Source organism: Actinomadura sp. NTSP31, from assembly GCF_041951385.1.
In the GTDB taxonomy this organism is placed as follows: domain Bacteria; phylum Actinomycetota; class Actinomycetes; order Streptosporangiales; family Streptosporangiaceae; genus Spirillospora; species Spirillospora napierensis.
Genome location: NZ_JBGNUT010000006.1, coordinates 215,848 through 236,977, shown reverse-complemented (window position 1 = coordinate 236,977; position 21,130 = coordinate 215,848). Strand labels below are relative to the sequence as shown.

Here is a 21,130-nt window from a genome sequence, read left to right as displayed (position 1 = left end):
CCGTGCCCGGCGTCCGATCGGCGCGCATCGCGGGGTGGCGGAAGTGTCGGCGGCGGCCGTTAGGTTGCGGTGCCATGGTCGAGACGGTGGACATTCCGGTCGAGTGGCACGAGCACCTTCATCCCCGGCGCGGCGGCGTCGCCGGCCCGGAGGTCGTCCTGGACGAGGCGGCCGCGGGGCGGGCGCGCGAGTGGGACCGCACGGCGCGTCCGATCGCCGAGGAGATGGCGGAGCACGACCGCACCGACCCGGACCTCGGGAAGGCCGTGCGCGCCTGGCTGGGCGGCGAGGCCGACCCGATGGGGGCCGCGGCGGTCGCCACCATCGCGGTGAAGTACCTGGGCGGCACCGACGGCGCGGCCTTCGTGGACGCCTGGGCGCTGGACCACGGGCCGGCGTTCGCGGCCTGCGCGGTCACCGAGGCGTCCTCGCTGGAGCTCGGCCCGCCGCCGAAGCCGGCGACGCGCGGCCCCGACGGCGTCCTGCGGGTCGAGGTCGTCATGTACACCAATCCGCCGAGGGGATGGCGCGGCGAGATCAGGCGCGCGACGCTCCAGGAGCAGTCGTTCGGCGCCGGCCGGTGGATCGCCGACGACGCGGTGGCCAAGCGCGTCCGCGCGCTGCTGGCGGCGGCGCCCGAGGCCGAGTACCGCGACGCGGTCGCGCGCCTGGCGGCGCATCGCGGCGACGAGGCGAGGCGACGCACCGCCTCCTACCTCGTCCCGACCGAGACCGCCTGGGTGGACGAGTCCCTCGCCGACACCGCTGGTCCGAACGTTCTGGGTCACGAGCACGTGCTCTGCTCGCTGTCCACCGCCGCGCAGGCCGAACGGGTCCGGTGGGTCTCAGAGACGCCCGCCGTGGTCGGGTCGCTGCTCGACGGGCTGGGCGCGGACGCCTTCCCCCTCCTCGAAGCCGCGTTGAGGTCCGGCCTTTTCCGGGCCGACCCTGAGCGGCCCGCGATCGCGCTGAGAGCCCTTCAAGAGATCGGCGACGAGCGGACGTTCCGCCTGCTGCTGAACCACATGGGCGACCAGGGCGTGCCGGCCGCCCTGGCGGAGGCGGCCGTGCGCCATCCGGCGCAGGCCGTCCAGGCGCTGGCACCGCTGGCCGACGACGAAACGGTCCGGGGCCTGCGGGCGGCCGGGCTGGTGCGGAGCCTGCTGTACGCGGCTCCGGAACTGGCACGGGCGCTGCCGCCGGGGGCCGGTGAGGACCTGCTGCCGCGTCCGGCCGTCCCCGACTGCGATGACGTGCCCGCCGCCCTGGCCGGCAGGCAGGCCCGGAGCGCGAAGACGGACTGGGCCGACCCGGCGCTGCTCCCGCGGATCCTCACCCGCGGCCGTGACCGGGCGCTTCCGGTGGACGCGACCAAGCGCCTGCTGGGCCTGCTCGCCAAGAAGGCGCCCGAGGCCGCGGACGTCCGCGAGTTCTGCGACCGGCATTCGCTGGCGGAGTTCTCCTGGGCGGTGTTCCAGCGCTGGTACGCGCTCGGGTCGCCGTCCAAACACAACTGGGCGCTGGCGCAGCTCGGCCTGATCGGCGACGACACGACGGTGCGGCGGCTCGCTCCGCTGATCAAGCGGTGGCCGGGCGAGGGCGGCACCAGCCGGGCCGTCGCCGGGCTGGACGTCCTGGCCCGGATCGGCTCCGACGTCGCCCTGACCCACCTGTTCGAGCTGACCCGCCGCGGCAAGTACAAGGGGCTCAAGGCGAAGGCGGCGCAGAAGATCGACGAGATCGCGGCCGCGCGCGGGATCACGCCGGACGACCTCGCCGACCGCGCCGTCCCCGACTTCGGCCTGGACGGGGAGGGCGGCCTCGTCCTGGACTACGGTCCGCGCCGGTTCACCGTGACCTTCGACCAGCAGCTCGCCCCGCTGGTCGTGGAGGCGAACGGCAAGGTCCGCAAGAGCGCGCCCAAGCCCGGCCCGAAGGACGATCCGGCGCTCGCCCCCGCCGCGCACGCGCTGTTCACCGGCCTGAAGAAGGACCTCCGGACGATCGCCGACCAGGAGATCAAGCGCCTGGAGAAGGCCATGGTCGTCCGGCGGAGCTGGACGCCGGACGACTTCCGCGGCCTGTTCGCCGGCCATCCGCTGCTGGGGCACATCGTCCGCCGGCTGGTGTGGATCACTGATGGCGGTACCGCCTTCCGCGTCGCGGAGGACCGCACCTACGCCGACATCAACGACGACTCCTTCGAACCGGCGCCGGACGCCCGCATCGGCATCGCGCATCCGCTGCTGCTGGGCGACGACCTCGGCGCCTGGTCGGAGCTGTTCGCCGACTACGAGATCCTGCAGCCGTTCGAGCAGCTCGGGCGGCCCGTGTACCGGCTCGCGGACGACGAGCGCGCCGCCCACAGGCTCACCCGTGTGGAGAGCCTTGTGCTGCCGTACGGCAAGGCCAAGGGCCATTCGGAGGGACGCTGGGAGTCCGTGGACGCCGACGGGAACTTCGCGGGCGGATGGCTCGCCCGGCGCGACCCGGCCGGTCTGTACGTCGTGGCCGGCCTGAGCCCCGGCCTCGGCTACTACCTGTACGGCGAGGGCGAGGACCAGAAGATCAGCTTCCTGTGGGCCGGACCGGCCCCGGCGCACACGCCGAAGGACGCGGTGCCGCTCGGCGAGGTCGACCCGGTCACGATGAGCGAGGCCGTCCACGACCTGATGCGCAGCGCGTCGTAGCCGGGTGCGGGACGGGCGCACCCACTGTGACCTTGGTGACCCATTTGAGACGATGATGTCTCAAATGGGTTAGCATGGTGTCATGTCGTTCGATCGTGACCGCGTCCTGGCCGACGCGGCGGAGCTGCTGTCGCGCAAGGCGACCGCCACCCAGGACGAGATCGCCCAGGCCGCCGGGATCAGCCGCGCGACCCTGCACCGGCACTTCGCCGGGCGGGACGGGCTCGTCCGCGCGCTCGAGGAGCTGGGGCTGCGCCGGCTCGAGGCGGTGGTGGACGAGGCCCGGCTCGACGAGGGCACCGCGACCGGCGCGCTCGTGCGGCTGGTCGAGGCCTCCCGCCCCGTCGCGGCGTTCCTCGCCTTCCTCGCGACCGAGAACCAGCTGTTCGAGGGCGGCGAGGTCAACGAGGGCTGGGAGCGGGTCGACGGCCGCGTCACGGCGCTGTTCCGGCGCGGCCAGGAGTCCGGGGAGTTCCGCATCGACCTGTCCCCCGCCTGGCTCACCGAGGCGCTGTACGGGCTGATCGCCTCCGCCGCCTGGACCATCCAGACCGGCAGGACCGCGCCTCGCGACTACACCGCGATGATCTCCGGGCTGCTGCTGGGCGGCGTCGAGCGCCGGGCCCCGCGGCCCTGACCACCCCATCGCGTTACGCGGCCTCAAGCGCCGCACCGGACAACACCCTTCGCAACACCCGTTAGGACACGTGGGAGCATGACCACCGCGACGCCGCCCGTTCTCGTGCGCAACGACCGCGACCCAGGCCGCTGGGTCTCGCTCGGCGTCCTCGTCCTCGCCGTGCTGCTGGTAGCCGTCGACGCGACCGTGCTCGGGCTGGCCACCCCCTTCATCAGCGCGGACCTCGGGCCGTCCGGCGCCCAGCTGCTGTGGATCGGCGACGTCTACTCGTTCGTCCTGGCCGGGCTGCTGGTGTCCATGGGCGGCCTCGGCGACCGCATCGGCCGCAAGCGCCTGCTGCTCGCCGGCGCCGCCGCGTTCGGCGCCACCTCCGTGCTCAACGCCTACGCCACCAGTCCCGAGCTGCTCATCGCGGCACGGGCCCTGATGGGCGTGGCGGGCGCGACGCTGATGCCGTCGACGCTGGCGCTGATCCGCAACATCTTCACCGACTCGCGGGAACGTTCCATGGCCATCGGGATCTGGGCCTCCAGCGTCTCGGCCGGCGCCGCCGTCGGACCGCTGGCCGGCGGGATCCTGCTGGAGCACTTCTGGTGGGGGTCGGTCTTCCTCATCAACCTGCCGGTGATGGCGGTGCTGGTCGTGGCCGGCATGCGGCTGCTGCCCGAGTCGAAGGACCCCTCGCCGGGGCCGTGGGACCTGCCGAGCGCCGCGCTGTCCCTCGTCGGCATGATCGGGACGGTCTACGCGATCAAGGAGGCCGCCGCGCACGGCTGGTCGGCGCGGGTCGCCGTGGCCGCCGTCGCGGGCGCCGCCGCGCTGGCCTGGTTCGTCCGCAGGCAGCGGACCCTGGACTCGCCGCTGATCGACGTCCGGCTGTTCCGGCACCGCGGCTTCAGCACGGCCGTGGCCGCCGACCTGCTCGCCGTACTCGGGCTGGCCGGGCTGGTGTTCTTCCTCTCGCAGTTCTTCCAACTGGTCCAGGGCCGCTCGCCGCTGCAGGCCGGACTGGCCGAGCTGCCCGCCACCGTGGGGTCCATCGTCACCGGGCTGCTCGCCGCGATGGCGGTTCGGCGCACGTCGCTGCGCACCGTCGTCGCCGGCGGGCTCCTGTGCATGGGGCTGGGGCTGGCGCTGCTGGCCGGTCTGCACGCGGGCACCGGCTACCCGCTGCTGTTCGGCGCGCTGCTGCTCGCCGGCGCGGGCGCCGGGTTCGCCTTCGCCACGACGTCCGACATGATCGTCTCGATGGTGCCGAAGGAGCAGGCCGGAGCCGCGTCGGCGGTCTCCGAGACCGCCTACGAGCTCGGCGCCGCGCTCGGCATCGCGCTGCTCGGCTCGATCACGACCGGCGTGTACCGGGGCTTCGCGACCCCGGACGGCGTCCCGGCCGGAGCCGCCGCTGCGGCGCACGACTCGATCGGCGGCGCCGCCCAGGCGGCCGCGGCGCTCGGCGGGCCTGAGGGCCACGCGCTGCTGGCCGCCGCCCGCGACGCCTTCGCCGCGGGACTGCGCTGCTCCGCGGGCATCGGCGCGGCGGTGCTGCTGGCGACCGCCGCCGCCGCGTGGATCCTGCTGAAGGACCACCGCCCCGACACGCCCGGGCGGCCGGTCCCGGCGCGCGGCCCGGCCGTCAGCGGTATTGGAACGGGAGGTGGGAGCCGCCGTAGACGAGCACCGGGATCGCGGTGAAGACGATCACGCCTGCCGCGAGCGCGGGCAGGAACGCGGCGGCGGCCGACCCGCGGGCCCCGCGGCGCAGCCGGCCGAGCACGAGCACCGCCCCCGCCAGGTTGAACAGCGCGTAGCCGAGCCGGTAGGGGGTGCTGTAGCCGAGCCACACCCGGACCGCCTCGGCGACGAGCAGCCCGGCCAGGCCCGCCGCCGCGAGGCCCGCCCACGCGGTCGCGGACCTGGTCAGATGCCCCGCCAGGCCGAGCAGCGGCCCGCCGGTCACCGCGATCGCGAGCCAGAAGACCCAGAGCGTCCCGCGCAGTTCCGACTCCAGGGCGAGGACGGTGAGGTAGAAGGCGCAGACCATGCCCAGCAGGAACGCGGACGCGTGGACGGCGGCGGCCTTCGGCGAGTCCGTCCGGCGGCCGATCCAGCTGGCCCCCACCACCCACACGCCCGCGAAGACCGCCAGCAGGTGGAAGGGACGGTGGACGATGGCGAGTTCGGTCAGCACACCGGACAGTGCTCCGACCGCCAGGAGGACCCCTGCACGTCGCATCATGGCCCCAGTGTCGGCCGCGCCATGGGTCCGGGGCATCACCGCACGGAATGATGATCGGGGCGTCCGTGAGATGCTGCCGTCGTGACGACGGCCGAACCGACCCCGCGCCGGCGGCGTGGCCGTCCGGGACACGACCAGGCGGCGATCCTGCGCGCCGCGGTGGAGCTGTTCAACCGCAAGGGGTACGACGCCACCAGCATGGGAGACCTGGCCAAGGAGCTCGGGCTCACCAAGCCGGCCATCTACCATCACGTCACGAGCAAGGAGCAGCTGCTCAGCCGGGCGTTGGACGACGCCCTCGACGAGCTCACCGCCGCCGTCGCCGAGGCCTCCCGCAAGGGCGCCGGGACGAGCGCCTACCAGCGGCTGCGGGCGGTGGTGCGGCGCAGCGTCGAGGTGCTCGTCGCGCACCAGCCGTCCGTCACGCTCCTGCTGCGGGTCAGGGGCAACAGCGAGGTGGAGCTGGCCGCGCTGGAGCGGCGCCGGTGGCTCGACGACCGCCTGGCCGAGCTGGTCGCCGACGCCGCCGCCGAGGGCTCCCTGCGCGGCGACGTGCCGCCGGCGCTGGTGAGCCGCCTGCTGTTCGGCATGGTGAACTCGCTGGTCGAGTGGTACCGCGCGGACGGCGTGTACGACACGGCGACGGTCGCCGGCGCCATCACCGCCATCGCCTTCGACGGCCTGGCCCGCCACGAACCGGAACCGCCGGCGAGTCAGGCGTCGTAGTCGACGGTGACGGTCCCGGTGGCCGGGAACGACTGGCAGGTGAGGACGAACCCGGCGTCGACCTCCGCCGGTTCGAGGGCGTAGTTGCGGCGCATGTCGGCCTCGCCGTCGCGGACGAGGGCGCGGCAGGTCCCGCAGACACCGCCCTTGCAGGCGAACGGCAGGTCCGCGCGGGTCCGCTGGGCGCCCTCCAGGACCGTCGTCTCGCGGGGCACCCGGGACGTCGTGCGCAGGCCGTCGAGGACGACGGTCAGCTCGGCGGTGGCGCCGGTGAGGGTGTCGTCGGTCCGTCGCGGCTGCGGCGGGGGCGCGTCGACATAGAAGAGTTCGACGTGCACGCGGTCCGCAGGGACGCCGAGGCCGGTGAGCGCTCGCCGGGCGTCCTGCACCATCTGCAGCGGACCGCAGAGCCAGACGTGGTCGAAGGCCTCGACCGGGACGAGGCCGGTGAGCAGGCGGGTGAGGCGGTCGTGGTCGAGGCGGCCGGAGAACAGCTCGACGTCGCGGGGTTCCCGGGACAGCACGTGGGCGATCTGGAGGCGGGGCCCGTACCGGTTCTTCAGGTCGCCGAGTTCCTCGGTGAACATCACGGTGCGGCTGGTGCGGTTGCCGTACAGCAGCGTCACCTGCGCGGCGGGGTGGGTCAGCACGGTGGAGGCGACCGAGAGCATCGGGGTGATGCCGGATCCTGCGGCGATGCACAGGTGCCGTTCGCCGAGCGCCGGGTCGGCCTGCCAGGAGCCGGTGGGCGTCTGCACCTCGATGCGGGTGCCGGGCGTGACCTCGTGCACGAGCCAGGAGGAGAACAGGCCGCCGGGGATCTCGCGGACGCCGATGCGCGGCGCCGCGCCGGCGGGCGCGCAGATCGAGTAGGAGCGGCGCTCTTCGCGGCCGTCCACGAAGCGGCGCAGCGTGAGCGACTGGCCGGCCCGGAAGGCGTAGGCGTCGCGCAACGCGGCGGGGACGTCGAAGGTGATCGCGGCGGCGTCGTCGCAGAGGTGATCGACCGCCGCGACGGTCAGCTCGTGGAACACCGCCGACCGGGCGGGTGCGGCGCCGGGCGCGAGCGTGGTCATCTCAGATCTCCTTGACGTGCTCGAACGGCTCGAGGCAGCCGGTGCAGCGGTACAGGGCCTTGCACGCGGTGGCGCCGAACTCCGAGGTCAGGCGGGTGGCCGCCGAGCCGCAGCGCGGGCAGGCGGGCGCGGGCCGGGTCGGGCCGAGCGTGAGCCCCACGGGCCCGGACCCCCGCCGGGCCGGACCGGGCGGTGACAGGCCCGCGGCGCGCAGCGCGGCCCGGCCGCGCTCGGAGATCCAGTCGCTGGACCACGGCGGGTCCAGGACGACGCGGACCTCGACGCGCGGGAATCCGGCGCCGGTCAGCCGGTGGACGAGGTCGTCGCGCATCGTGGCCATCGCCGGGCAGCCGGTGTAGGTCGGGGTGATCGAGGCGACGACGGCCTCCCCGCCGTCCGGCCGGGGTTCGACGTCGACGCCGCGCAGCACGCCGAGGTCGGCGAGGGTGAGCATCGGCATCTCCGGGTCCCGCACCTGCTCGGCGACCCGGCGGGCACGCTCGCGGGCGTTCACCAGCGCCCCATCGGGTGGGCTCGCGCGACGACCTGCATCTCGGCGAGCAGCCTGCCGAGCGCCTCGGTGTGCATGCCGTCGCGGCCCGTCCGGCCGCCGACTCCGGCGAGCGGCGCGCGGTCGGGGCGGTCGACGCCGCTGACGGCCAGCACCTGGTCCAGGACGGCGTCCACCTCGTCGCGGGCGGAGCCGGGATCGACGCCCACCCCGGCCCCGGCGAGGGACGCCTCGACCGGGTGCGCGGCGACCAGTTCCGGTTGGAGCGGCCACAGCGCGTCCAGCGCGGCGACGAGCCGCCGGCGGGATTCCTCGGTCCCCTGGGCCAGGGTGAGGAACCAGCGGCCCGCCCAGTCCCGGTGGTAGGTGATCTCTTTGACGCCCTTGGCCGCGACCGCCGCCAGCACATGGTCGGTGCTCGCGCGGAGCCGCTCCAGCAGCGCGAGGCGGGCGGCGGAGAACAGCAGCAGGCGGACGACCACGTGCGCGAAGTCGCCGTTGGGGACCTCGGCGAGGCGGACGTTGCGGAACCCGCCGGCCTCGCGGAAGAACGCGAGCGCGTCCTCGGCGGGGACCGGTGAGCCCTCGGGGAGCGCGGGGACGGCGCCGGGGTCGGCGGCGGCGGCGCGGGCCAGCAGCAGGCGCGCCTGCCCGAGCAGGTCCAGCGCGATGTTCGCCAGCGCGATGTCCTCTTCGAGGTCCGGCGCGCGGCTGCACCACTCCGCCAGCCGCTGCGACATGATCAGCGCGTCGTCGCCGAGCATCAGGCAGTACACGGCCAGGTCGGCGTGGTCGACGCCGTCCGGGACGGTGGTGTCGACGCCGGCGAGGGGGTCCTCGAAGTCGGTGCCGAACGCCCACTGCGAGGAGTCGCCGCCGATCAGGCCGTCGAAGATGCTGCCGTGGTCGTCGCTCATGGGTGGTCCGCCCTCACATGTGGGGGACGTTCTCGGGGATCTCGTAGAACGTCGGGTGCCGGTAGACCTTGTCGCCGCTGGGCGCGAACAGCGGGTCCTTCTCGTCGGGGCTGGACGCGGTGATCGCGTCGGCCCGCACGACCCAGATGCTCACGCCCTCGTTGCGCCGCGTGTAGACGTCGCGGGCGTGCCGCAGCGCCATGACGTCGTCGGGGGCGTGCAGCGACCCGACGTGCACATGGTTGAGCCCGCGCTTGCCGCGGACGAACACCTCGTACAGCGGCCATTCCCGCCGGTCCTCGCTCATCGGACGCCCTCCTTCGCGTTGTCGGCGGTCCGGTCGGCGAACGCCGTCGCGGCCTCGCGCACCCACGCCCCGTCCTCGTGGGCGGCGCGGCGGTGCGCCATGCGCTGCGCATTGCACGGTCCGTTTCCGCGCAGCACCTGGGCGAACTCGTCCCAGTCCGGTTCGCCGAAGTCGTGGTGCCCGCGCTCGGCGTTCCAGCGGAGCGCGGGGTCGGGCAGCGTCACGCCGAGCGCCTTGGCCTGCGGGACCGTCATGTCGACGAACTTCTGCCGCAGCTCGTCGTTGGAGTTGCGCTTGACGCCCCACGCCATCGACCGCGCGCTGTTGGGCGACTCGGCGTCCGGCGGCCCGAACATCATCAGCGACGGCCACCAGAACCGGTCGACCGACTCCTGCACCATCGCGCGCTGGGCGTCCGTGCCGCGCATCATCGTCATCAGCAGCTCGAATCCCTGCCGCTGATGGAACGACTCCTCCTTGCAGATGCGGATCATCGCCCGCCCGTACGGCCCGTAGGACGTCCGGCACAGCGGCACCTGGTTGCAGATGGCCGCCCCGTCCACCAGCCACCCGATCGTCCCCACGTCGGCGTACGACAGGGTCGGATAGTTGAAGATCGAGGAGTACTTCTGCCGCCCGGACAGCAGCATCTCCGTCAGCTCCGCGCGGGAGACGCCCAGGGTCTCGCACGCCGAGTACAGGTACAGCCCGTGCCCGGCCTCGTCCTGCACCTTGGCCAGCAGGATCGCCTTGCGGCGCAGCGACGGGGCCCGGCCGATCCAGTCGCCCTCCGGCTGCATCCCGATGATCTCCGAGTGCGCGTGCTGGGCGATCTGGCGCACCAGGGTCCGGCGGTAGTCGTCCGGCATCCAGTCCCGCGGCTCGATCCGGTCGCCGCGCCCGATAGTCGCGTCGAATCCGGCTTGCAGCCGCTCCCGTCCCGCCGGTTCCACGGGGGTCGCCGCCATGTCCCCTCCTTGCCCGCCGCACAATTACTTATCGTTCGGTCAGTAATACGGTCGCACGGGCGGGCACCCCGGCGCAACGGGTCGGCGCGGACCGGATCGCTCCGGCGGGCCCGGGTCCTCCGCGGAACCCGCCCGCGGGCTACGGTGAGGTGGCCCGGACCTGGCCGGCCGCATCCACCCTGGAGGAGCGCACATGCACCGCCTCACCGTCCAGTACTTCTCCCCCACCGACCCGGCGGCGTTCGACGAGCGCTACGAGAGCACGCACGTCCCGCTGGTGCGGGCGCTGCCCGGACTGAAGTCGTTCACCCTCACCCGCCCCCGGCCGCTGGGGACCGAGGCGCCCTACCTGGTCGCGGAGCTGTGGTTCGAGGACGGCGACGCGCTCAACGCGGCACTGGGCAGCCCGGAGATGGCCGCGGCGGCCGAGGACGCGGCCAAGTACGACGTCGCCTCCACCACGATGTTCTCCGGCGACGTGAAGGAAGCCCTGCAGTAGCGATCGACGCGCCGCCGCCCCCTTCGTCGCGGAGGGAGGGGGCGGCGGTCGCGTTCCCGGGCCCGTCCAGGCGCCCCCGCCCTGCCTGGGCGTCCCCCGCCCTGCCTAGGAGTTCCCGGACTCCCACTCCGCGCCCCGGCCGCGGGCCTCGCCGAACACCAGCCAGGTGCGGGTGGCGCGGACGCCCGGGATGTCCTGGATGCGCTCCAGCACGACGTGCCGCAGCGCGGTGTTGTCGGGGGCCCTGACCAGGACCAGCACGTCGTAGTCGCCGCCGACCATGGCGAAGTGCTCGACGTAGCGGATGTCCTTCAGCCCGGCCGAGACCGCGCGCCAGGAGTTCTGCTCGATGGTGACCGAGACGTAGGCGCTGGTGCCGAGGCCGGCGCGGTGCGGGGCGATCTGCGCGGTGAACCCGGTGACCACGCCCTCGTCGGTGAGGCGGGTGAGGCGGGCGTAGGCGCTGGCGCGCGAGATGTGCACGTTCTCGGCGAGCGCCCGCACCGAGATCCGGCCGTCGCGCAGCAGCTCGGCGATGATCGCGCGGTCCACCGCGTCCAGCGGTCCGGCAGAACGTCCGGCCCGGACGCCCTCGGCGGCCTCTCCGTCCGACATTCGGTCACCTCCGATCCGGCCTGATGGCCATTTGTCGCTCATTATGCGTGATGTCTTGAACGGATGGTCGCCCGGGCGGACGCTTTGGTCATCAAGCGTCCAGAGAAAGCGAGGGGCGCCATGCTCATGCGGGAACCCGCGCCCGGGCGGGAACGGCGCCAGGCCGCCGAAGACCTCCTCCCCTCTCCCGTGCCGGTCCGTTTCGTCGCCGAGGACGGCACGGCCGCCGATCCGCCGGCCGGGTACGCGGTGCCGGAGGACGCGCGGCTCGTGGAGGCGTACCGCCGGATGGTGGCGGGCCGCCGGTTCGACCGGCAGGCGACCGCGCTGACCAAGCAGGGGCGGCTGGCGGTGTACCCCTCCAGCCGCGGGCAGGAGGCCTGCCAGATCGGCGGCGTGCTCGCCCTCCGCGAGGCCGACTGGCTGTTCCCCACCTACCGGGACTCGATGGCCCTGGTCTCCCGCGGCATGGACCCGGCCGAGGTGCTCACCCTGCTGCAGGGCGGCTGGCACTGCGGATACGACCCGGCCGCCACCCGCGTGGCACCGCAGTGCACCCCGCTGGCCACCCAGACCCTGCACGCGGTGGGGATGGCCGAGGCCCTGCGCCGCAAGGGCGAGGACGCCGTGGTGATGGCCTTCATCGGCGACGGCGGCACCAGCGAGGGCGACTTCCACGAGGCGCTCAACTACGCGGCCGTCCGCCGGGCGCCCGTGGTGTTCCTGGTGCAGAACAACCAGTACGCGATCTCGGTGCCGCTGGCCAAGCAGACCGCCGCGCCCGCGCTGGCCTACAAGGGGATCGGGTACGGCGTCCGCTCGGAGCAGGTCGACGGCAACGACCTGGTCGCGGTGCTGTCGGTGCTGACCACCGCCGTGCGGCACGCCCGTGCAGGGGACGGCCCGTGGCTGGTGGAGGCGCACACCTACCGCATGGACCCCCACACCAACGCCGACGACCCCACCCGCTACCGCGACGGCGGCGAAGTCGAGCGGTGGGAATCGGCCGACCCCGTCGCGCGCCTGGAGACCTACCTGCGGGGCCGCGGCCTGCTGGACGACGAGCAGGTCACCGTCGCGCACCAGGCCGCCGAGGAGTTCGCCGCCCGGGTCCGCGAGGCGATGAACGCCGACTCCGAGCCCGCGCCGCTGGAGATCTTCGAGCACGTCTTCGCCGAGCCCACGCCCCAACTGCGCGAGCAGCGGGCCCTGCTGGCGGCCGAGCTGAGCGCGTCGGAGGACTGAGATGACCTCGATGACGACCGGCACGACGGAAATGACCATGGCGCAGGCGCTGAACACCGCACTGCGGGACGCCCTGCGCGAGGACGAGCGGGTCCTGGTGTTCGGCGAGGACGTCGGCCCGCTCGGCGGCGTGTTCCGCATCACCGACGGGCTGACCGCCGAGTTCGGCGAGGAGCGCTGCTTCGACACCCCGCTGGCCGAGGCCGGCATCGTGGGGCTGGCCGTCGGCCTGGCGATGGGCGGGTTCCGCCCGGTGGTGGAGATGCAGTTCGACGCGTTCGCCTACCCGGCGTTCGAGCAGATCGCCTCGCACGTGGCGAAGATGCGCAACCGCACCCGCGGGCTGCTGCCGCTGCCGATGGTGATCCGCATCCCCTACGCCGGGGGCATCGGCGGCGTCGAGCACCACTGCGACTCCAGTGAGGCGTACTACGCCCACACCCCCGGCCTGAAGGTGGTCACTCCGGCCACCCCCGACGACGCGTACTGGCTGCTGCGCGACGCCATCGCCGACCCCGACCCGGTCGTCTTCATGGAACCCAAGCGGTTGTACTGGTCGTCCGGCGAGGTGTCCCCCGCCGATCGGCGCGCGGCCGGGACGGGACGGGCGGCGGTGCGGCGCAGCGGGGCCGACGCCACGCTGGTCGCCTACGGGCCGAGCGTCCCCGTCGCCCTGGAGGCGGCGCAGGCCGCCGCCGCCGACGGCCTCGACCTGGAGGTCGTGGACCTGCGCACGATCGTCCCGTTCGACGACGAGACCGTCGTGGCGTCCGTCCGAAAGACGGGGCGCTGCGTGGTGATCCAGGAGGCGCAGGGGTTCGCCGGGGTCGGCGCGGAGATCGCGGCGCGCGTGCAGGAACGCTGCTTCCACTCGCTGGCCGCCCCGGTCCTGCGCGTCAGCGGGTTCGACATCCCCTACCCGCCGCCCAAGCTCGAACGCTCGCACCTGCCCGACGTCGACCGCGTCCTCGACGCCGTCGACCGGCTCCAGTTCGGCGACGAGCCCGACGTCCTGCACCTGGCCGGGGAGGCGTCATGACGACGGCCGCTCCCGCCCGGCAGGTGTTCCGGCTGCCCGACCTCGGCGAGGGCCTCACCGAGGCCGAGATCGTCGAGTGGAAGGTCGCGGTCGGCGACACCGTCCGGATCGACCAGGTCGTGGTAGAGGTCGAGACCGCCAAGGCCGCCGTCGAGGTCCCCGTCCCCTACGCCGGGACCGTGCTGAAGGTGCACGCCGAAGCAGGGACGGTCCTCGGGGTCGGCGAACCCCTCATCGAGGTCGGCCCCGCCGGGACGGCGGAGGAGGACCCCGCCGCGGCCCGCTACCGCGAGGAGGAGCAGGCCGGCTCCGGCAACGTCCTGATCGGCTACGGCACCGGCGGCGCGGCGGGCGCGCGCAGGCGGCGGCGCGGCCGCGCCCGGCCCGCCGGCCGGACGGCCACCGCGCCCCTGGCCGGCCCGGAGCAGGCGCGCCCGGTTCCGGCGCCCCCGGCGCAGGCGCCCCGGGTGATCTCGCCGCTCGTCCGCAGGATCGCCGCCGAGCACGGGATCGACGTCGCCGCCGTCACCCCCACCGGGCCGCGCGGCGTCGTCCTCCGCCGCGACGTCGAACAGGCCATCGCCGACGGGACCCGCCGCGGACCGGCCGCCGCGCCGCCGCCCGGGCCGGCGGACGAGCGCGTCCCGCTGCGCGGGCTGCGCCGGGCCGTGGCCGACAAGCTGGCCCGCAGCCGCCGCGAGATCCCCGACGCCACGACGTGGGTGGACGTCGACGCCACCGCCCTCATCGCGACCAAGGACGCGCTGCGCGAGAACCGCCCGGACCTCGGCATCGGGCTGCTCGCGCTGCTGGCCCGCATCTGCGTGTCCGGCCTGCGCCGGTTCCCCGAGCTGAACTCCTCGGTCGACACAGAGCGCGGCGAGATCGTCCGGCACGGGCGCGTCAACCTCGGGTTCGCCGCGCAGACCGACCGCGGCCTCGTGGTACCGGTCGTCCGGGACGCGCAACTGCTGACGACCGAGGGGCTCGCAGCGGAACTCGCCCGGCTCACCGGGCTGGCGCGGGCCGGGAAGCTGCCGCCCGAATCGCTGACCGGCGGCACCTTCACCCTCAACAACTACGGCGTCTTCGGCGTCGACGGCTCCACCCCCATCATCAACCACCCCGAAGCCGCGCTCCTCGGCGTCGGACGCGTCATCGACCGGCCCTGGGTGCACGGCGGCGACGTCGTCCCGCGCAAGGTCGCCCAGCTGTCCCTGACCTTCGACCACCGGGTCTGCGACGGCGGCACCGCCGGCGGGTTCCTGCGCTACGTGGCCGACTGCGTGGAGGACCCCGCCGTCCTGATCGCGCACACGTGAGGGGCGGCCCCGGCCACACGGGACGGAACGGCTAGCCGTGGCGGTCGGGCCGGTAGGGCGCGAGCGCCTCGGCGGGACGGCCGTGGATCTCCTGGTCGACCAGCTCGGCCAGGTGGGGGCCGAGCGTGATGCCGCTGTGGGTGACGGCGGTGTAGAGGCCGGGACGCTGCGGGCCGACCAGCGGGTACCCGTCGAGGGGCAGCGGGCGGACGCACCGCCGCACCTGCGCGACCCGCGCGGTCAGGGCGGGGAGGAGCGTCCGGGCGCGGGCGAGGAGCTCGTCGCCGGCCGCCCGGATCCGCTCCGCCGGGACCGACTCGTCGACACCGGCGTCGATGTCGACGCACTCCAGGACCAGCGTCTCGTTCTCCGCCGGCCGGGCCGACAGTTCGGGGGCGTGGACGACGCCCTTGAGGGCGCCCGGCGCCGGGGTCGTGGTGGCGACCAGGCACGGCGCGGCCGAGCCGGGCTCGGCCGGGTCGACCAGCGGCAGCGTGATCCCGGCGGTGGCCAGCAGCGCGGGGGCGTGCCGGCCCGCGGCGCAGATCGTGAGGTCGGCGTCCAGGTCCCGGCCGTCGTCCAGCCGCACGCCGGTCACGCGGTCGCCGCGCAGGTTGAGCCGCACGGCGCGGTGCCCGGTGACGATGTCGGCACCGGACTGCTGCGCGCGCAGGGCGAGGGCCTGCGCGGCGGGGCCGCCGTGCACGTGGCCCTCGTCCGGGAAGTGCGCGATGAGCGCGCCGCGCGGTGCGCTCAGCGCCGGCTCCAGCGCGTGCAGCTTCTCCCCGTCGATCAGCCGGGCGGCGTACCCGAGGCCGGCCAGGCCGTCGACCCGGGCGGACAGCAGGGCCTTCGCCTCGTCCGCCGTCGCCCACACGACGTTGCCCGCCCGCCGGTACCAGGACGGGTCACCGAACCCGGCGGCCAGGTCCCGCCAGGTGCGCAGCGCCGCCGTCCGGAACCGGTGGTAGACCGGGTCGGCCGGGTCGTTGGCGTTGAGCCAGGCGTAGCTGGTGCCGGACGTCCCGGCGCCGGGCCACCGCTCCTCGACGACCGTCACCGTGTCGCCCGGGCCGGCCCGCCCGCCGTCCACCGGGCGGGCGAGCCGGTCGGCCAGCGGCACCGATGATCCCGGCGCCGATGACGAGTATCCGCATGCTCCCCAGCCTGACAGGCCGCCGGGCCCGCACCAAGAGCGGCCGGCCTACCGCAGCGCGGGAGCGAGGCGGCGCCACTCATCCCGGGGGAAGGCGCTCTGGTCGGCGGTCAGCACCTGCACGCACACGTGGTCGGCGCCGGCGGCGCGGTGCTCGTCCACCCGCCGCTTGATCGCCTCCTCGTCGCCCCAGGCGATCACCGCGTCGAACAGCCGGTCGCTCACCGAGTCGACGTCCTCCTGCGTGTAGCCGAGGCGCAGCAGGTTGCCCGCGTAGTTCGGCAGGCCGAGATAGGAGCCCAGCCAGTTCGTCCCGATCGCCCGCGCCTCGTCCCGCGTCGAGCAGAGGATCACCGTCTGCTCCGGGAGCACGAGCGGCCCGTCGCCCACCGCCTCGCGGGCCAGCCGGGTGTGCTCGGGCGGGACGAGATAGGGGTGGACGCCCCGCGCGCGCTTCGCCGCCGTCTCCAGCATCTTGGGGCCGAGCGCGGCGAGCACCCGGCTCTCCCGGGGCACGGGCCGGTCCGCCCCGTCCAGGCCGTCGAGGAAGGCGCCCATCGCCGCGAGCGGCCTGCGGTACCGGCCGGGCTCCGACGCGTCCACCAGCGGAGCGTGGCTCACCCCGATGCCCATCAGGAAGCGGTCGCCGTGCGCGGCCGACAGCGAGGCGAAGGACGCGGCCGCGTCCTCGGGCGCGTGCATCCACAGGTTCAGGATGCCGGTCGCGACGACGGTGCTCCGGGTCGCCGCGAGGAGATTCCCGACGGCGTCGAAGACCGGCCCCCCGATGTCGGGGATCCACAGGGCGCGGAACCCCAGCTCCTCCAGTTCCGCGGCGGCCTCCGCCGCCTCGGCGGCGTCCCCGTAGCGCAACTGCTGGCTCCATACGCCGACACCGGAAAGCTCCACGGCGTCCTCCCTCCGGTCGTGCGCGCGCCCGGCGGGCCGCCCGGCTCGCGCGGCATGTCCTGATCTTGGTCGCGACTGTACCGGCCCGGCCGCGGGCCGCACCGCCCTCCCCGCCCCGGCCCCGGCCCGGCGCATGACGATGACCAGGGCGGGGCGAGCGTTTGACGTGGGCTTTCTCCGGCTAGTGCCCGGGTAGGCACGGGGAGCGGGAGGGGGCCCGATGACGGCGGTCGAGGAGGCAGCCGACACCAGCGCCGAGGAGTCGCTGGCGCGGCACGGCCTCGGGGCGAGGATCGGCAAGGTCGTGGCGACGACCGACCACAAGACGGTCGGCTACCTGTACCTGTCCACGTCGTTCGCGCTGTTCCTGGTCGCCGGGCTGATGGCCATGCTGATGCGGGCGGAGCTGCTGCGGCCCGGCCTGCAGGTGATGAACGAGCTGCAGTACAACCAGCTCTTCACCATGCACGGCACCATCATGCTGCTGCTGTTCGCGACCCCGACGTTCCTCGGGTTCGCCAACGTCATCGTGCCGCTGCAGATCGGCGCGCCCGACGTGGCGTTCCCGCGGCTCAACGCGCTGACCTACTACCTGTTCGCGTTCGGCTCCCTGATGCTGCTGGCCGGCTTCCTCATGCCCAACGGCGCCGCCGACTACGGATGGTTCGCCTACTCGCCCCTGACGTCGGCGACGTTCTCCCCCGGCGAGGGCAAGGACCTGTGGGTCATGGGCCTGATCGTGTCCGGGGTCGGGACGACGCTGACCGGGGTCAACCTGATCACCACCGTCATCACGATGCGGGCCCCCGGCATGCTGATGTTCCGGATGCCGATCTTCACCTGGAACGTGCTGCTCACCAGCCTGATGGTCATCATCGCGTTCCCGGTGCTGACCTCCGCCCTGTTCGCGCTGGAGGCCGACCGCAGGCTCGGCGCCCACGTCTACGACGGCGCGAACGGCGGGGCGCTGCTGTGGCAGCACCTGTTCTGGTTCTTCGGCCATCCCGAGGTCTACATCGTGGCGCTGCCGTTCTTCGGCATCGTCACCGAGATCATCCCGGTGTTCGCGCGCAAGCCGCTGTTCGGGTACCTCGGCATGGTCGCCGCCACCATCAGCATCACCGGCCTGTCCATGACCGTCTGGGCGCACCACATGTTCGCCACCGGCCAGGTCCTGCTGCCCTTCTTCTCGATCACCTCGTTCATGATCGCGGTGCCGACGGGCATCAAGTTCTTCAACTGGGTCGGCACCCTGTGGAAGGGCGAGATCTCGCTCGAGACGCCGATGCTGTGGGCGATCGGCTTCCTGGTCACGTTCCTGTTCGGCGGCCTCACCGGGGTGATCCTGGCGTCCCCGGCCATGGACTTCCACCTCACCGACTCGTTCTTCGTCGTGGGGCACATGCACTACGTGCTGTTCGGCACGGTGGTGTTCGCGATGTTCGGCGGGTTCTACTTCTGGTGGCCGAAGATGACCGGCAGGAAGCTGAACGAGACCTGGGGCAAGATCCACTTCTGGTCGCTGTTCGTCGGCTTCCACACCACCTTCCTCGTCCAGCACTGGCTGGGCGCGCAGGGCATGCCGCGCCGCATCGCCGACTACCCCGAGGAGTTCGCGACGCTGAACCTCGTGTCGTCGATCGGCTCCTTCATCCTGGGCGCGTCGACGTTCGCGTTCCTGTGGAACATCTATCGGACGCACCGGCGCGGCGAGCCCGTCGGCGTGGACGACCCGTGGGGCTACGGCGGCTCGCTGGAATGGGCCACGTCCTGCCCACCGCCCCGGCACAACTTCACCTCGATGCCGCGGATCCGCTCCCTGCGTCCGGCGTTCGACCTGCGCTACCCGCCGCTGGAGCCGCCAGAGGAGGCGGAGATCGCGACGCCCCCGCCTCCTCCGGCGGCTCCGCCTCCCGGCCGCCGGTGACCGCCCGGGAGGCGGGGGTGTCGCGATCTCCGCAGCGGCTCAGCCCTTGTCGCGGCCGGTCACCTTGTCGAGCACCCGGTCCGCCATCCCGACCATCGGCCCCGCCGCCTTCAGCACGCCGGGCTTGGGCGGGGTGTTGGGGTGCGGGCGGGTCGGCGCGAGCCGCTTGCCCGCCTCCACCTTGCGGCCGAGCTCCTTCGCCCGCTCGGCGGTGATGACCTCGCGCAGGCGCGGCCACACCTGCTCCTCCTCGAAGGCGATGTGCTCGCGGGCGTCGGCGATGAAGTCCGCCAGCAGCTCCTCGAACCTGTCCTGCCAGGCGTGCACGGCGATGAGGTCGTCCAGCACCTGCTTGGCGGCCTGCTCCTGCGCCACGGCGTGGTCGGCCAGCCGGTCCCCTCCCCGGACGAACCGCCGGACGGCCGGCCAGAAGTACTCCTCCTCCACCGCCTCGTGCTTGGACTCCTCGGTGATGAGCCTCTGCACCTTTCTCCGGCGCGCCACGAGCGCGTCCTCGCCGGCGCCGGTCGCCATGGTGGGGCCCGCCTCCAGCTCGTCCAGCATCCGCTTGACCTCGGTGTGGTCGTCGGCCAGCACCGTGAACACGTCGGCCATCTCTCCTCCTCCTGCCCGCGGACGGCTCAGCCCTGCGGGCGGATCACCGCCCGGACGCAGCCGTCCTTCTTGTGTTTGAAAAGGTCGTAGGCGCGGGGCGCGTCGTCGAGGGGCATCTCGTGGGTGGCCAGATGGCCGGTGGCGAGCTCCCCCGCGGCGATGCGGTCCAGGAGCATCGGGATGTAGCGCTGGCCGTGCATCTGGGCGCCGCGCAAGGTGAGGCCCTTGTTCATCAACGCGCCGAGCGGGAACTTGTCGACCGCGCCACCGAAGACGCCCAGCACGAACACCGAGCCGCCCTTGCGGCACGCGTAGACGGCCTCGCGCACCGCGGCGGGCCGGTCGGTCTGCGCCCGCAGCCGCTGCTTGACCCGGTCGTAGGCGTTCTCCGGGCCGGTGGTGTGGGCCTCCATCCCGACCGCCTCGATGCACACGTCCGGGCCGCGCCCGCCGGTCCGCTCCCGGAGCTCGGCTCCGACGTCGGTGGCGGTGTAGTCGATGGTCTCGGCGCCGACGTGCTCGCGGGTCATGGCGAGCCGCTCGGGGAAGCGGTCGATACAGATGACGCGCTCGGCGCCCAGCAGCATCGCGGCGCGCGCGGCCATCTGCCCGACCGCGCCGCAGCCCCACACCGCGACGACGTCGCCGGGCCGCACACCGCCCAGATCGGCGCCCATCCATCCGGTGGGCGCCGAGTCGGAGGCGAACAGCGCGCTGACGTCGTCGACCCCGTCGGGCACGGGAAAGGCGCCGTAGTCGGCGAAGGGCACGCGGACGTACTCGGCGTGACTGCCGCGCAGGCCGCCCATGGCGTGCGAGTAGCCGAACACCGCGCCCGGCTCGTAACCCCACATGGCCTGGGTGATGCCGGAGTTGGTGTTGGAGTTGTCGCACAGCGACCACATGTCGTTGGCGCAGTACCAGCAGCGTCCGCAGCCGACGAAGGAGCACACCACGACACGGTCGCCGACCTTGTGGCGCCGCACGTCCGGGCCGGTCTCGACGACCTCGCCGAGGAACTCGTGCCCGATGACGTCACCGGCCCGCATCGCGGGGATGTAGCCGCCGATCAGATGCAGATCGGAGCCGCACGTGGTGCTCGCCGTGACCTTGACGATGACGTCCTGGTCGTTGCGCATCTCCGGTTCGGGGACGTCCCGCACCGCCAGCTCGTCGACGCCCTCCCAGCACAGTGCCCTCACAGCCGTCCCTCCCCGCCGGCGCGCCGGGTGGCCAGGCCCATCAGCCGCCCGCCCACCGTCGGCCGGGTGGTCGGCGGCGCGTCCGGCCGCATGACCTCGCCGGTCTCGGCCAGCGACTTGGCCTCCCGCAGCGCCTGCCGCACCTGCTGCCGGGGGTCGCGCCCGGTCAGCCGCGCCAGGGTCCCGGTGCCGTTCGCCTCGCGCGGCCGCGCGGCCAGCTCGGTGCCCTTGCCGCCCGGCGCCGCCGCGGTCCGGATCTCGATGTGGTCGCCGAGCCGGGCCAGCGGGTCCGGGACCCCGCCGCGGTCGAACTCCCCGGGCGGCCGGTTGACGGTGACGGCCAGCCAGCGGCCGGACTCCACCCCGCGCGAGGCCGGGCGGGAGCGCAGGCGGCGGACGGCGCCGGCGACGGCGCCGGCCGTGACCATCCCCACCACGATGGCGCGCTTCATCTTCCCTCCAAAGCACACGTGGCGCCCGGGGCGGCGGCGCCCGGGGCCGGCGCGCGGCCGGGCCCGGGCGCCGGGCCG

Annotated in this window: 21 protein-coding genes; 9 read left to right on the top strand and 12 right to left on the bottom strand. The window is 73.9% G+C overall.

Going from position 1 to position 21,130, the window contains the following annotated elements; genetic code table 11:
- Positions 1–74 precede the first annotated feature (74 nt).
- The 3 genes from ACA514_RS12980 to ACA514_RS12970 all read left to right on the top strand — a co-directional run bounded on the left by ACA514_RS12980 (position 75) and on the right by ACA514_RS12970 (position 5,022).
- Positions 75–2,690: a DUF4132 domain-containing protein gene (locus ACA514_RS12980; RefSeq protein ID WP_375041327.1), complete on the top strand. Its 2,616-nt coding sequence runs from the start codon at positions 75–77 to the stop codon at positions 2,688–2,690.
- A gap of 82 nt (positions 2,691–2,772) precedes the next feature.
- Positions 2,773–3,327 (top strand): TetR/AcrR family transcriptional regulator, encoded by a 555-nt coding sequence (locus ACA514_RS12975; protein ID WP_375041326.1) that lies wholly within the window; start codon positions 2,773–2,775, stop codon positions 3,325–3,327.
- Positions 3,328–3,405: 78 nt separating this feature from the next.
- Complete coding sequence (locus ACA514_RS12970; protein WP_375041325.1) at positions 3,406–5,022, top strand: MFS transporter; 1,617 nt, start codon at positions 3,406–3,408, stop codon at positions 5,020–5,022.
- Here ACA514_RS12970 and ACA514_RS12965 read toward each other — a convergent pair.
- Complete coding sequence (locus tag ACA514_RS12965) at positions 4,964–5,566, bottom strand: DUF6518 family protein (RefSeq protein ID WP_375041324.1); 603 nt, start codon at positions 5,564–5,566, stop codon at positions 4,964–4,966. The two genes, ACA514_RS12970 and ACA514_RS12965, sit on opposite strands and share 59 nt — an antisense overlap.
- Positions 5,567–5,647: 81 nt before the next feature.
- Between ACA514_RS12965 and ACA514_RS12960 the strand changes: the two genes are divergently transcribed.
- The gene (locus ACA514_RS12960; protein ID WP_375041323.1) at positions 5,648–6,292 is read left to right on the top strand and encodes a TetR/AcrR family transcriptional regulator; all 645 of its coding nucleotides are present in this window, start codon (positions 5,648–5,650) and stop codon (positions 6,290–6,292) included.
- Here ACA514_RS12960 and paaE read toward each other — a convergent pair.
- The 5 genes from paaE to paaA are packed head-to-tail and all read right to left on the bottom strand — an operon-like array spanning position 6,280 to position 10,071.
- Positions 6,280–7,368 (bottom strand): 1,2-phenylacetyl-CoA epoxidase subunit PaaE, encoded by a 1,089-nt coding sequence (gene paaE / locus ACA514_RS12955; protein ID WP_375041322.1) that lies wholly within the window; start codon positions 7,366–7,368, stop codon positions 6,280–6,282. The genes ACA514_RS12960 and paaE overlap by 13 nt on opposite strands.
- Position 7,369: 1 nt before the next feature.
- A complete protein-coding gene (gene paaD, locus ACA514_RS12950; protein WP_375041321.1) occupies positions 7,370–7,882 on the bottom strand; it encodes a 1,2-phenylacetyl-CoA epoxidase subunit PaaD in 513 nt (170 codons plus the stop codon).
- On the bottom strand, positions 7,879–8,796 hold the full coding sequence (gene paaC, locus ACA514_RS12945) for a 1,2-phenylacetyl-CoA epoxidase subunit PaaC (protein WP_375041320.1): 918 nt from the start codon (positions 8,794–8,796) through the stop codon (positions 7,879–7,881). Before paaC ends, paaD begins: the two co-directional genes overlap by 4 nt.
- Before the next feature lie 13 nt (positions 8,797–8,809).
- Positions 8,810–9,103, bottom strand: a complete 294-nt coding sequence (gene paaB, locus ACA514_RS12940; protein WP_344260440.1) for a 1,2-phenylacetyl-CoA epoxidase subunit PaaB — start codon at positions 9,101–9,103, stop codon at positions 8,810–8,812.
- Positions 9,100–10,071: a 1,2-phenylacetyl-CoA epoxidase subunit PaaA gene (paaA, locus tag ACA514_RS12935; protein ID WP_375041319.1), complete on the bottom strand. Its 972-nt coding sequence runs from the start codon at positions 10,069–10,071 to the stop codon at positions 9,100–9,102. The genes paaB and paaA overlap by 4 nt, the downstream gene beginning before the upstream one ends.
- Before the next feature lie 193 nt (positions 10,072–10,264).
- Between paaA and ACA514_RS12930 the strand changes: the two genes are divergently transcribed.
- On the top strand, positions 10,265–10,570 hold the full coding sequence (locus ACA514_RS12930) for an EthD family reductase (protein WP_375041318.1): 306 nt from the start codon (positions 10,265–10,267) through the stop codon (positions 10,568–10,570).
- A 105-nt stretch (positions 10,571–10,675) separates the two neighbouring features.
- Here ACA514_RS12930 and ACA514_RS12925 read toward each other — a convergent pair whose 3' ends face one another.
- Positions 10,676–11,185 (bottom strand): Lrp/AsnC family transcriptional regulator, encoded by a 510-nt coding sequence (locus ACA514_RS12925; protein WP_375041317.1) that lies wholly within the window; start codon positions 11,183–11,185, stop codon positions 10,676–10,678.
- Between the two features lie 120 nt (positions 11,186–11,305).
- Here ACA514_RS12925 and pdhA point away from each other — a divergent pair, with 120 nt between their 5' ends.
- Genes pdhA through ACA514_RS12910 form a run of 3 tightly spaced genes read left to right on the top strand, consistent with a single transcriptional unit; the run spans position 11,306 to position 14,791 of the window.
- The gene (gene pdhA / locus ACA514_RS12920; RefSeq protein ID WP_375041316.1) at positions 11,306–12,430 is read left to right on the top strand and encodes a pyruvate dehydrogenase (acetyl-transferring) E1 component subunit alpha; all 1,125 of its coding nucleotides are present in this window, start codon (positions 11,306–11,308) and stop codon (positions 12,428–12,430) included.
- 10 nt (positions 12,431–12,440) lie between these two features.
- Positions 12,441–13,469 carry an alpha-ketoacid dehydrogenase subunit beta gene (locus ACA514_RS12915; RefSeq protein WP_375041497.1) on the top strand — a complete coding sequence of 343 codons (1,029 nt, stop codon included), beginning with the start codon at positions 12,441–12,443 and terminating at the stop codon, positions 13,467–13,469.
- A complete protein-coding gene (locus tag ACA514_RS12910) occupies positions 13,466–14,791 on the top strand; it encodes a dihydrolipoamide acetyltransferase family protein (protein WP_375041315.1) in 1,326 nt (441 codons plus the stop codon). Before ACA514_RS12915 ends, ACA514_RS12910 begins: the two co-directional genes overlap by 4 nt.
- Before the next feature lie 31 nt (positions 14,792–14,822).
- Here the strand turns inward: ACA514_RS12910 and ACA514_RS12905 are convergent, their stop codons facing one another.
- Entirely contained in the window at positions 14,823–15,914 is a 1,092-nt protein-coding gene (locus ACA514_RS12905; RefSeq protein ID WP_375041314.1) for an NAD(P)/FAD-dependent oxidoreductase, read from the bottom strand.
- Positions 15,915–15,995: 81 nt separating this feature from the next.
- Positions 15,996–16,856 carry an LLM class F420-dependent oxidoreductase gene (locus ACA514_RS12900; protein WP_375041313.1) on the bottom strand — a complete coding sequence of 287 codons (861 nt, stop codon included), beginning with the start codon at positions 16,854–16,856 and terminating at the stop codon, positions 15,996–15,998.
- Between the two features lie 220 nt (positions 16,857–17,076).
- On the opposite strand from ACA514_RS12900, the gene ctaD reads away from it, so the two are divergent.
- Entirely contained in the window at positions 17,077–18,783 is a 1,707-nt protein-coding gene (gene ctaD / locus ACA514_RS12895; protein WP_375041312.1) for a cytochrome c oxidase subunit I, read from the top strand.
- Between the two features lie 39 nt (positions 18,784–18,822).
- Here the strand turns inward: ctaD and ACA514_RS12890 are convergent, their stop codons facing one another.
- Genes ACA514_RS12890 through ACA514_RS12880 form a run of 3 tightly spaced genes read right to left on the bottom strand, consistent with a single transcriptional unit; the run spans position 18,823 to position 21,052 of the window.
- Complete coding sequence (locus tag ACA514_RS12890; protein WP_375041311.1) at positions 18,823–19,398, bottom strand: hemerythrin domain-containing protein; 576 nt, start codon at positions 19,396–19,398, stop codon at positions 18,823–18,825.
- 26 nt (positions 19,399–19,424) lie between these two features.
- Positions 19,425–20,600, bottom strand: a complete 1,176-nt coding sequence (locus ACA514_RS12885) for a zinc-dependent alcohol dehydrogenase (RefSeq protein ID WP_375041310.1) — start codon at positions 20,598–20,600, stop codon at positions 19,425–19,427.
- Positions 20,597–21,052: a hypothetical protein gene (locus ACA514_RS12880; RefSeq protein WP_375041309.1), complete on the bottom strand. Its 456-nt coding sequence runs from the start codon at positions 21,050–21,052 to the stop codon at positions 20,597–20,599. The genes ACA514_RS12885 and ACA514_RS12880 overlap by 4 nt, the downstream gene beginning before the upstream one ends.
- Positions 21,053–21,130 lie beyond the last annotated feature (78 nt).

What these genes read in the sequence shown, in the direction of transcription:
- ACA514_RS12980 (WP_375041327.1), top strand. Translation starts at nt 75, where the DNA reads ATGGTCGAGACGGTGGACATTCCGGTCGAGTGGCACGAGCACCTTCAT.
- ACA514_RS12975 (WP_375041326.1), top strand. Translation starts at nt 2,773, where the DNA reads ATGTCGTTCGATCGTGACCGCGTCCTGGCCGACGCGGCGGAGCTGCTG.
- ACA514_RS12970 (WP_375041325.1), top strand. Translation starts at nt 3,406, where the DNA reads ATGACCACCGCGACGCCGCCCGTTCTCGTGCGCAACGACCGCGACCCA.
- ACA514_RS12965 (WP_375041324.1), bottom strand. Translation starts at nt 5,566, where the DNA reads ATGATGCGACGTGCAGGGGTCCTCCTGGCGGTCGGAGCACTGTCCGGT.
- paaE (WP_375041322.1), bottom strand. Translation starts at nt 7,368, where the DNA reads ATGACCACGCTCGCGCCCGGCGCCGCACCCGCCCGGTCGGCGGTGTTC.
- paaC (WP_375041320.1), bottom strand. Translation starts at nt 8,796, where the DNA reads ATGAGCGACGACCACGGCAGCATCTTCGACGGCCTGATCGGCGGCGAC.
- paaB (WP_344260440.1), bottom strand. Translation starts at nt 9,103, where the DNA reads ATGAGCGAGGACCGGCGGGAATGGCCGCTGTACGAGGTGTTCGTCCGC.
- paaA (WP_375041319.1), bottom strand. Translation starts at nt 10,071, where the DNA reads ATGGCGGCGACCCCCGTGGAACCGGCGGGACGGGAGCGGCTGCAAGCC.
- ACA514_RS12930 (WP_375041318.1), top strand. Translation starts at nt 10,265, where the DNA reads ATGCACCGCCTCACCGTCCAGTACTTCTCCCCCACCGACCCGGCGGCG.
- ACA514_RS12925 (WP_375041317.1), bottom strand. Translation starts at nt 11,185, where the DNA reads ATGTCGGACGGAGAGGCCGCCGAGGGCGTCCGGGCCGGACGTTCTGCC.
- pdhA (WP_375041316.1), top strand. Translation starts at nt 11,306, where the DNA reads ATGCTCATGCGGGAACCCGCGCCCGGGCGGGAACGGCGCCAGGCCGCC.
- ACA514_RS12915 (WP_375041497.1), top strand. Translation starts at nt 12,441, where the DNA reads ATGACGACCGGCACGACGGAAATGACCATGGCGCAGGCGCTGAACACC.
- ACA514_RS12910 (WP_375041315.1), top strand. Translation starts at nt 13,466, where the DNA reads ATGACGACGGCCGCTCCCGCCCGGCAGGTGTTCCGGCTGCCCGACCTC.
- ctaD (WP_375041312.1), top strand. Translation starts at nt 17,077, where the DNA reads ATGACGGCGGTCGAGGAGGCAGCCGACACCAGCGCCGAGGAGTCGCTG.
- ACA514_RS12890 (WP_375041311.1), bottom strand. Translation starts at nt 19,398, where the DNA reads ATGGCCGACGTGTTCACGGTGCTGGCCGACGACCACACCGAGGTCAAG.
- ACA514_RS12880 (WP_375041309.1), bottom strand. Translation starts at nt 21,052, where the DNA reads ATGAAGCGCGCCATCGTGGTGGGGATGGTCACGGCCGGCGCCGTCGCC.